Annotated in this window: 9 protein-coding genes; 3 read left to right on the top strand and 6 right to left on the bottom strand. The window is 60.8% G+C overall.

Features of this window, described 5'->3' with window-relative positions:
* A partial coding sequence (locus AACZ55_RS14345; RefSeq protein ID WP_339647194.1) for a CoA transferase occupies positions 1-1,413 on the top strand: 1,413 nt, incomplete at its 5' end.
* A gap of 29 nt (positions 1,414-1,442) precedes the next feature.
* Here AACZ55_RS14345 and rraA read toward each other — a convergent pair.
* From rraA to AACZ55_RS14315, 6 genes are all read right to left on the bottom strand, one after another.
* Positions 1,443-1,925 carry a ribonuclease E activity regulator RraA gene (gene rraA, locus AACZ55_RS14340; RefSeq protein ID WP_339647192.1) on the bottom strand — a complete coding sequence of 161 codons (483 nt, stop codon included), beginning with the start codon at positions 1,923-1,925 and terminating at the stop codon, positions 1,443-1,445.
* A 15-nt stretch (positions 1,926-1,940) separates the two neighbouring features.
* Positions 1,941-2,912 carry a D-2-hydroxyacid dehydrogenase family protein gene (locus tag AACZ55_RS14335; RefSeq protein ID WP_339647190.1) on the bottom strand — a complete coding sequence of 324 codons (972 nt, stop codon included), beginning with the start codon at positions 2,910-2,912 and terminating at the stop codon, positions 1,941-1,943.
* Positions 2,913-2,922: 10 nt separating this feature from the next.
* Complete coding sequence (locus tag AACZ55_RS14330; protein WP_339647189.1) at positions 2,923-3,981, bottom strand: Ldh family oxidoreductase; 1,059 nt, start codon at positions 3,979-3,981, stop codon at positions 2,923-2,925.
* A gap of 78 nt (positions 3,982-4,059) precedes the next feature.
* A complete protein-coding gene (locus tag AACZ55_RS14325) occupies positions 4,060-5,001 on the bottom strand; it encodes a LysR family transcriptional regulator (protein ID WP_338606941.1) in 942 nt (313 codons plus the stop codon).
* A gap of 52 nt (positions 5,002-5,053) precedes the next feature.
* Positions 5,054-5,200 (bottom strand): hypothetical protein, encoded by a 147-nt coding sequence (locus AACZ55_RS14320; protein ID WP_338606940.1) that lies wholly within the window; start codon positions 5,198-5,200, stop codon positions 5,054-5,056.
* Positions 5,201-5,316: 116 nt separating this feature from the next.
* On the bottom strand, positions 5,317-6,378 hold the full coding sequence (locus tag AACZ55_RS14315; RefSeq protein ID WP_339647188.1) for an AbrB family transcriptional regulator: 1,062 nt from the start codon (positions 6,376-6,378) through the stop codon (positions 5,317-5,319).
* A gap of 282 nt (positions 6,379-6,660) precedes the next feature.
* Between AACZ55_RS14315 and AACZ55_RS14310 the strand changes: the two genes are divergently transcribed.
* Positions 6,661-7,338, top strand: coding sequence for a GntR family transcriptional regulator (locus AACZ55_RS14310; protein WP_339647187.1), 678 nt, complete (start codon positions 6,661-6,663; stop codon positions 7,336-7,338).
* 3 nt (positions 7,339-7,341) lie between these two features.
* A complete protein-coding gene (gene tcuA / locus AACZ55_RS14305) occupies positions 7,342-8,754 on the top strand; it encodes an FAD-dependent tricarballylate dehydrogenase TcuA (RefSeq protein WP_339647186.1) in 1,413 nt (470 codons plus the stop codon).
* Positions 8,755-8,826 lie beyond the last annotated feature (72 nt).

The raw sequence follows: 8,826 nt of genomic DNA, 5'->3' as shown, positions 1-8,826 counted from the left end.
AAGAAATTCTGGCGCGTGATTGTCGGCCCCGCAACCTCGGCGTCCGAGCGCTCGACCCTGCTGAAAAAGATCAAGGGCATCGGCTTTGACGACGCCCCGCTCGACCGCCTCGAAATCATCGATGATGGAAGCGCGCTCCCGACGTCGTGGCCCATTACCGCCAACGCCGTAGCCGCTCTGGCCGCCGTTGGGCTTGCCGCGTCGCGCCTTGACGAACTGCGCAACGGCGTGACCGCCCCGGTGAGCATCAGCACGTATCATGCCGGGCTCTCAATGGCCTGTTCGAGCTATCTGACCGTTGACGGAAAATCAGCAAAATTCCGCGATCCATTCACCGGCTTTTATGAAGCCGCAAACGGACGCTGGGCTTTCCTGCATGGCAATTTCCCGCATCTGCGTGATGGCGTCCTCAAACTGCTCGGCGTTACCACCGTCGATGATGTCGCTCGGGCGGTCCGTACGCGTGATCCGTTCGATCTCGAAGCGCTGGGCATCGCCAACGGTCTGTGCATCGCCGCGGTCCGCACCCGCGCTGAATGGGAAGCAGAGGCTCAATACACCGCCATAAAAGCTCTTCCCCTGATCGAATTCGAACGCCTCGATAACGGCACCCCGCGTTCCAGCGCGTCGGGCGGCCAACCCCTCTCGGGCCTGCACGTGGTCGACCTCTCCCGCGTCATCGCTGGTCCCATGGCCGGTCGCACCATCGCCGAATTCGGTGGCGACGTTCTTCTCGTTTCGGGCCCCGGCCTGCCTTCCATCGAATCCCTCGTCATCGACACAGGATTCGGCAAACGGTCTGCAACGCTCGATCTTGCATCGCCCAAAGATCGCGCAACCTTCGAAGCCCTCATCGCCGAAAGCGACGTCTTCCTTGATGCCTATCGTCCGGGCTCACTGCCTGGCAGGGGATATGACAAGGCCATGCTGACGCGCCTTCGCCCGGGCCTCGTCCATATCGATCTCGACGCTTTCTCTCGCTCCGGCCCCTGGGCCGCCCGCCGCGGCTATGACAGCCTAGTGCAGGCCACTGTCGGCATGTGCTGGGACGGCGAGAACCCGCCCGAAAACCTGCCCTGCCAGCCGCTAGATTATCTCACCGGCTATCTTGGTGCGTTGGCAGGCATGGTTGGCCTCATTCGGAGGATGGAGCAGAGTGGCAGCTGGGCTGGCCGCCTGTCGCTGGCCCGCACGGCGCATTGGATGTGGAACACCTACGACCACCTCGGCCCTCAAGTCGATGCCCCCTCTACACGCCCGTCGATCGATGATGCGCGCTCGCGCGGCTATCTTGTGCCCTACGATACCGCCTTCGGTGCCATCGAAGCCTTGCGTTCACCCCTGCAATCGCCCGATTGGCGCTGGCCCGCGCCCCCGGCACCTTTGGGGAGCCATATGCCTGACTGGATATGAAAATGGCTGCCTCGGCAGCCATTTGCACCTCATTCCACTGGCTTTTCAGAAACCAGTATTCCATCCGCATCGGCATAAAGATAATGCCCGGGCGTAAAAGTCATGTCCCCGAACCTCACCGGCACGTCCCTAAACCCGGCCCGCGTTTTTGTCGATTTTTTCGGCGAAGTTCCAACGGCGAACACGGCGTAATCCATGGCGTCGATATCGACGCTGTCGCGGATCGATCCGTTGAGGACCAGCCCGGCCCAGCCATTGTTCAGTCCTAGCGCTGCGATCTGGTCTCCAACGATCGCCACCCGGGTCGACCCGCCACCATCGACTACCAGCACCCGTCCTTTGCCCGGCTGTTCGAGAATTTCACGCAGCAGCGCATTGTCTTCAAAAGTCTTGAGCGTCACGATCTCACCCTCGAAACCGTCGGCCCGCCCGAACTTGGTCAGCGGATAATCACAAAAAGTCAGCTTTTCATCATATCCGTCAACCAGATCGGCGGTCTTCCTTATGTTCATTGTATAAGTCTCCTCTTATGGATTTTCCGGCGCTGCAAGAACCCGCACCGGCGCGCCCTCCCGCCAGGCAATGATGTTGTCCACGATGTCGCGGTGGAAAAATTCATAGGTCTCTTGCGTTACATAGCCCAGATGCGGGCTCAGCGTCACATTGGGAGCGTTGCGCAGCGGATGGTTTGCCGGCAGGGGCTCGATATCATAGACGTCCAGCCCGGCCCTGATGCTTCCGGCGTTCAGGGCATCGAGAAGGGCGGCCTCATCGATCAGTGGGCCGCGAGACGTGTTCACGAGAATAGCGTCCTTCTTCATCAGCCCGATCTCGTTCTGCCCCACGATCTGGCGGGATCGGTCCGAAAGAATAAGGTGCAGGCTGACGACATCGGCGTTGCGAAACAGCGTTTCTTTATCCACCTTCCTTGCACCGCACTCCGCAGCGCGCTCTTCAGTCAGATTTTGGCTCCAGGCAATCACATCCATTTCGAATGCTTTGGCGATCTGCGCCATCCGGCTGCCCAGCTTGCCCAGCCCAACCAGCCCTAGCGTCTTGCCGCCCAGCTTGGTTCCTATGCTCGCCTGCCATCCGCCGTCACGTACACGCTGATGCTCCTCAGCCAGATGTCGGGCGCTTGCCAGAATGAGACCCCACGCCATTTCCGGCGTGGCATTTTTTGAATCCCCTGCATAGGTGTGGCAGACAGTGATGCCCCTGGCGACTGCTGCATCGAAATCAATCACCCGCACCCGAGCACCCGTCACGTTGACCAATTTTAAATCGGGCAATCTTTCGATCAGCGAGGCTGGCAGAGCCATGCGCTCGCGCATCAGGCAGACCACATCGAACCCGGAAAGCACTTTTGCAGCTTCGTCTTCGCTGCCGAGATTTCTGTCGAATACCTCAATGGCGACATCCGGTCCCAGCTTGCTCCAGTCCGCCAGGCCGAGCGCCACGTTCTGATAATCGTCGAGGACGGCAACTCTCAGTGTCATCGAATATCCCCTAAATGTAAGCCGACGCGTCGACGCCAACAGAGCGCGCTTCGCTTGCGATCATCTCAAGATCGGCTCCTCCAAGCAAAATCCCGTTCCGCCGCCGCTCTTCGGCCCGTAAGGCTTCGGGTTCACCGGGCATCAGCACGGGCTGATCGGAATAAACCGGCGTCGAGCCCTTGGCTCGCGAAACCAGTTCGCCCATTCGCTCGCGATAATCCTCCCCCATGAAAATCCCCGGCTTGAACGCTACCATCATGTGCCCGACATTCTGCGGCGCATCGAATCTCTCATACTGGTTGCGCACTTCGCCCCCGAATGCAGCCCCGGTCATCACGCCGGCCATGACTTCCATCATCAGCGACAACCCCGAACCCTTCGGCCCGCCCAACGGCAGGATCAGCCCGTCATAGCCCGCCTGCGCGTCGGTTGTTGGGTTGCCGTCCTTGTCCAGCGCCCAGCCTTCGGGGATCGGTTCCCCAGCTGCCGCAGCGCGGCGTATCTTGCCCCGCGCCACCACCGATGTGGCCATGTCCAGAATGATCGGTGGATTGCCTGGCGCTCCGAACGCGAACGGGCTAGTTCCCAAGAGCGGCTCGCGCCCGCCCCATACCGGCATGGCCGGCGAGGCGTTGGTGAAAACCAGTGCCGCAAATCCGGCATCGACCGCCTGCAGCAGATAGCAGGCCGCCATGCCGAAATGGTTGGAATTCTTGACCCCCACCATGCCGATCCCGAATTGCTCGGCCCGCTCGGTTGCCATGGTCATGGCTTTGGTCGCAGCGAGAAATCCGAACCCATTGCCGCCATCGAGCAACGCCGCGACGGGGCTGGGCTCACTCATCGCAAATTCGGGAACGCGCTCCACCATGCCGCGTCGGATGCGCTCAAGATAGATGGAAAGCAGAGACACGCCGTGCGAAGCGACACCCCGCAGGTCGGCAAGCACCAGACATTCTGCAATACGCGCCGCGTTTGGGGTTGGCACGCCCGCAGCGTTGAAAATGTCCGTAACGAGCGTCTGAAGCTTTTGCGCATCGACGGTGCGGGCAGGGGCCGCTGAATTCATTTTGCGCCTCCTCTATGTGGTCCGACTTCCGGACACGCTATTTGTAATACAGGCAGGCAGGATTGCCGCCCGTTTGTTTCAGCTCTCGTGCCGGTATCCGGCGCGTGCCAGCTCGAGAAAACTGGTCACCGATGCGGCGATCGCCATACGCGGGCGCCGGGCGATCATCAGCTTGCGCACTGCCCAATTCTCGGCCAACGGAGCGTGCACCAGGTCGGTGCCAGCCAGAAGATGAATGGACGTGTTGCGCAAAAACCCGATCCCGAATCCCGCCTCGACCATGCGTACAAGCGATGGGAAGCTCTCCACGCTGACTCTGGCTCCCAACGTGTGACCAGCCTTGCGCGCCGCCTCGTTGATAAGCCGATCGAGCGCGCCCATATGGTGCACCCCGACGACCTCATGGCTCATCGCCATATCGAAACTTATGGGGCCACCTGCAAGAATTTGATTTGCAAGAGGATGATCGGGCGAGGCGATAACACCCACATCGTCATCCTCGAACACCTCGGCGTCGAACGCCGAATAGTCGTAATTGTCGGCAAAGATCGCCAGATCGACCTGCGCATCCTCCAGTGCCGTCAAGGTGGCCCGCCCCGCCATTTCACGGATATCGAGCCGCACGCCCGGGTGCTTCTTTGCGTAGCTCGCCAGCAGTTCGGGCAAGCGCCCCGACAGGGCTGAGCTCGACGAAGCAATGCGCAACTGTCCGGCATCTCCCGAGGCAAAGCCGCTCATGGCCGTGTGTAGGTCGCTGATCTCGCGGAAAATCCGCCGGCAACCTTCAGCATAGCGCGTGCCTGCTGAGGTTAGAGACACCCCGCTGGCAGACCGGTCAAACAGAACAATTCCCATACGGGCCTCGAGATCGGCGATACGACGGCTGACGGCCGAAGGCGCGATGTTCTCGCGTTCGGCCGTTTTGGCGATGGATCCGTCCCGCGCGAGCGCGAGGACGAGGCGAGCCGTAATGGGGTCGAAATGCTGCATGAACCAGTCCCGGTTTTCGGTTTGGCTCACTATAGCAATTTCCCCTCACTTTCGACCAAGCCTTTGGTCTGGTGCAAAAAATCTATTCGCTCAGCCCCAGACGACGGCGGGCGGAGGGCGACAGCGTGTGAATGTCGTTGTGGAGCACGAAGCTCTGGTAGAGCCTGATGCGATCCATCTGTTCTCCGATGGCCCACATCGCGGCCCTGACCTTGGTTGGCATCTTCATGGCATCTCTCCCTGGTGAGACTTGCTGTCAAGAGATAGGCCGCGCAACTGTCTACCGCCATCGCCCTTTGGTGACAGGGGCTATCGCACCACGGCAAGGCGAAATGCGTGTTTCGCCTAGTGGGGTTGAGCCGCCCGCTCGGGTTTGGGAATCCACAGCGGAACCAGAATGGGCAGAAACATCAAAACCATCACCACGCGGAACAGGTGGTGCAGGCTGACAAAGGCTGCATCGAGCCCCAGCGCAATTGAAATCAGGCTCATTTCCGGCAATCCGCCTGGCACCAGCGCCAACAGCCCGGCGGCAAATGGAATGTCCAGCCAGGTCTGGAAGGCGAGCGCGAAAATAGAAGCTATGCAAAGATTGACGACGGTCAGGCCGCCGCCGACCATCAATCCCGCCAAAACCTGGCGGATCGTGGTGTTGGAAAAGAACTGCGCCACCGACGTGCCGATTACGACCTGCGCCACAATGACGAACAATTGCGGCGGGCTGCTCGCCGTGAACCCGAAATAATGGACTATACCCGATAGAATCAGTGGGCCCGTGAGATGCGCGCCGGGCAGTCTGATCTTGCGCCCTCCGATGATTCCGATCACCAGACACGCTCCCAAGATCGCGTAATCCCGGAATGGTATGGATAATGTGAAATCAATCGTGCGGTTCATTGTTGTGGGGCCACTGCCGGTCCCGACCCAGACGATGACCAGTGGAACGATGATCAGAATCACAGCAAGCCGCATTCCATGAACCAGCGAGAGCGCCCGAACGTCGGCGCCGTAAGCCGGCCCGAGCACAAGAATTTCCGAAAGCCCACCGGGTGCCGCGGAAAAGGCGGCAGTCGGGCGGTCGAGTTTGCCCAACTTCAGGCAGATAAACAGTCCTATCGCCGTAATGATCACGCAGTACACGGCGACGCCTGCCAGCGAAAACGCCCATTCACCCGCGCGGTTGACGATGGAAGGTGTAAAGGCCGCCCCCGCCATCAACCCGATGGTGCCGATCATTACCGAGCGGAGCCCCCAATGGGTCGGCACCCGAATGCCCATCATGGCGCAGGGAATCGTCGAGAGCATCGCCCCCACCAGCCAGCCAAGCGGAAAGTTCAGCAGGTATCCGACAAGGCCGCCAAGGGCGCCGATAATCAATGTGCGGGCGTAGAAGTAAATCTGATGCATGATAGCGTCGGTCCGGGCCTGGGGAGCGTTCGGCAATATGAGCGGACATCCACTGCCTACCAATCAGGCCATCACTGACAATTGCCCAGCTGCGATTGGGCCATCGCGAGCCGGCAACGAGCAGGGTGGAATGCCGTCAGAGAAAGTTGGAGGCTCTTTTCGATTTATTGGCGGGACGAGGTGAGGCTTGGAACGCCGTGCCGCTTCAATGGTACGGAAAAGGTCTAGGGCTTGCATTCCGCCGCAAGCCCATTGTATGCAATTGGATACAAGGGAGCGGAAATGACAAGATCCGAACGTCGTATCGAGATTCCACAGGGGCAGGACGCCTATCAGCGCCTGGTCGCGGAAATTCGCGCGGGCACGCTCATGCCAGGCGACCGTTTGCTGGAAACCGAACTCGCCAGCCGGTTGGGAATTTCGCGCACGCCCGTCCGCGAGGCTATCAGGCGCCTCGAGGCGGACGGACTCGTCAATCACGTGCCGCGTTCGGGGGCTGCCATCCGCAAGCTCGATTATTCAGAAGTCACCGAACTCTACGAAATGCGCGTCGTGCTCGAAACAACCGCCGCTCGCCTGGCAGCCCGCACGGCCTCGGACGTTGAGCTTTCCGAAATGGAAGTGATCAACCTCGAGATGGGTGAAGCCCAGACCGACGGAGCGCGCCTTTACGAGCTCAATCGCCAGTTTCATCGCGTGATCTTCGATGCAGCCCGCAACCGCTATCTTGGCCATTCCATGCGCGCGCTGCAAAAGACCATGCTCATTCTCGGCCCCTCCACGATGGAGGAAACAGGTCGTGCCGCCCAGGCCATCGATGAGCACGCCAATCTGCTCGTCGCCATGCGCAACCGCGACGAAGCGGGAGCCGAAGCGGCAATGCGCGAGCACATGCTCGCCGCGCATCGCTCGCGCCTGCGCCAGTTTCGTGAACGACCGATCCAGAACGAGGAGGAATAGACGATGGGCGAGGCTACCTCACAGTCCACGCTGACCGAGACACTATGGGACGTGATCGTGGTCGGGGGTGGCAATGCTGCGCTTTGCGCTTCGATCGAGGCAGCCGAAACCGGCGCCCGCGTTCTGCTGCTCGAAGGCGCCCCCAAACCCTATCGCGGCGGCAATTCGCGCCACACCCGCAACTTCCGCTGTATGCATCAGGGCCCACTGTCCGTTCTGACCGACGCCTATGAGGAAGACGAATATTTCAACGATCTGATGCTCGTCACCAAGGGCAAGACCGACGAGCATCTGGCGCGCATGGCCATCCGCACTTCCGAGACCTGCCTGCCCTGGATGGAAAAGCACGGCGTGCGCTTCCAGCCCTCGCTCTCGGGCACGCTCTCGCTTTCTCGCACCAACGCCTTTTTCCTTGGCGGCGGCAAAGCCCTCGTCAACGCCTATTACAACACGGCCGCCGATCTGGGTGTCACCATCCTCTATGAGGCCAAGGTTTCCCATATCACCATCGAAAACGACATTTTCGAATCACTGCGCGTCACCGTCGACGGCAAGGACCTCGAAATCGCGGGCAGGGCGGTGGTCCTCGCCTCGGGCGGCTTTCAGGCCGATCTCGAATGGCTCGCCCGTGCCTGGGGCCCTGCAGCCAGGAACTTCCTCATTCGCGGCACACCCTACAATCGCGGCGAAGTGCTAAAGGATATGCTCGACGCCGGCGCCCAAAGCGTTGGTGATCCCACCCAGTGTCACGCCGTCGCCATCGATGGCCGCGCCCCCAAATACGATGGCGGCATTGTCACCCGACTCGATTGCGTGCCGTTTTCTGTCGTCGTCAACAAGGACGGCCAGCGTTTTTATAACGAAGGCGAGGACGTCTGGCCCAAACGCTATGCCATCTGGGGCCGTTTGGTCGCCGCCCAGCCCGAACAGGTCGCCTACGCCCTGATCGATGCCAAGAGCTCGAAGCTGTTCATGCCCTCGGTCTTCCCGGCCATCAAGGCCGGTTCCATCGCCGAACTCGCCCAGAAAATGGAGCTGCCGGTCGAGGCTGTCGAAAAAACGGTCGCCGAATTCAACGCCGCCTGCCGTCCGGGCAAATTCCACCCCACCGAACTCGATGGCCTGGCCACCGAGGGCCTTGAGCCCGCCAAGACCAATTGGGCCCGCCCGCTCGATACACCGCCCTATTACGGCTATTCGCTCCGCCCCGGCGTCACCTTCACTTATCTCGGCCTCAAGGTCGATGACACCGCCCGCGTCAGCGGCGCCAATGGCCGCTACGTCAATGTCTGGGCCGCCGGTGAAATCATGGCCGGTTCGATCCTCGGGCAGGGCTATCTCGCCGGTTTCGGCATGACCATCGGAACCGTCTTCGGACGCACAGCCGGCAAGGAGGCCGCCGCTCATGTCAATTGATGCCCTCGGAACCCTGTCCAACCGCACCGCCGTCGATTTCGACACCGGCGAGGACGCCGCCATCAACGAGGC

It is taken from the genome of uncultured Pelagibacterium sp., from assembly GCF_963972885.1.
Lineage (GTDB): Bacteria > Pseudomonadota > Alphaproteobacteria > Rhizobiales > Devosiaceae > Pelagibacterium > Pelagibacterium nitratireducens.
This window is presented reverse-complemented; position numbering and strand designations above follow the sequence as displayed.

Excerpts from the sequence above, each read along its gene's own strand:
- rraA (WP_339647192.1), bottom strand. The coding sequence starts at position 1,925 with ATGAACATAAGGAAGACCGCCGATCTGGTTGACGGATATGATGAAAAG.
- AACZ55_RS14335 (WP_339647190.1), bottom strand. The coding sequence starts at position 2,912 with ATGACACTGAGAGTTGCCGTCCTCGACGATTATCAGAACGTGGCGCTC.
- AACZ55_RS14330 (WP_339647189.1), bottom strand. The coding sequence starts at position 3,981 with ATGAATTCAGCGGCCCCTGCCCGCACCGTCGATGCGCAAAAGCTTCAG.
- AACZ55_RS14320 (WP_338606940.1), bottom strand. The coding sequence starts at position 5,200 with ATGAAGATGCCAACCAAGGTCAGGGCCGCGATGTGGGCCATCGGAGAA.
- AACZ55_RS14315 (WP_339647188.1), bottom strand. The coding sequence starts at position 6,378 with ATGCATCAGATTTACTTCTACGCCCGCACATTGATTATCGGCGCCCTT.
- AACZ55_RS14310 (WP_339647187.1), top strand. The coding sequence starts at position 6,661 with ATGACAAGATCCGAACGTCGTATCGAGATTCCACAGGGGCAGGACGCC.
- tcuA (WP_339647186.1), top strand. The coding sequence starts at position 7,342 with ATGGGCGAGGCTACCTCACAGTCCACGCTGACCGAGACACTATGGGAC.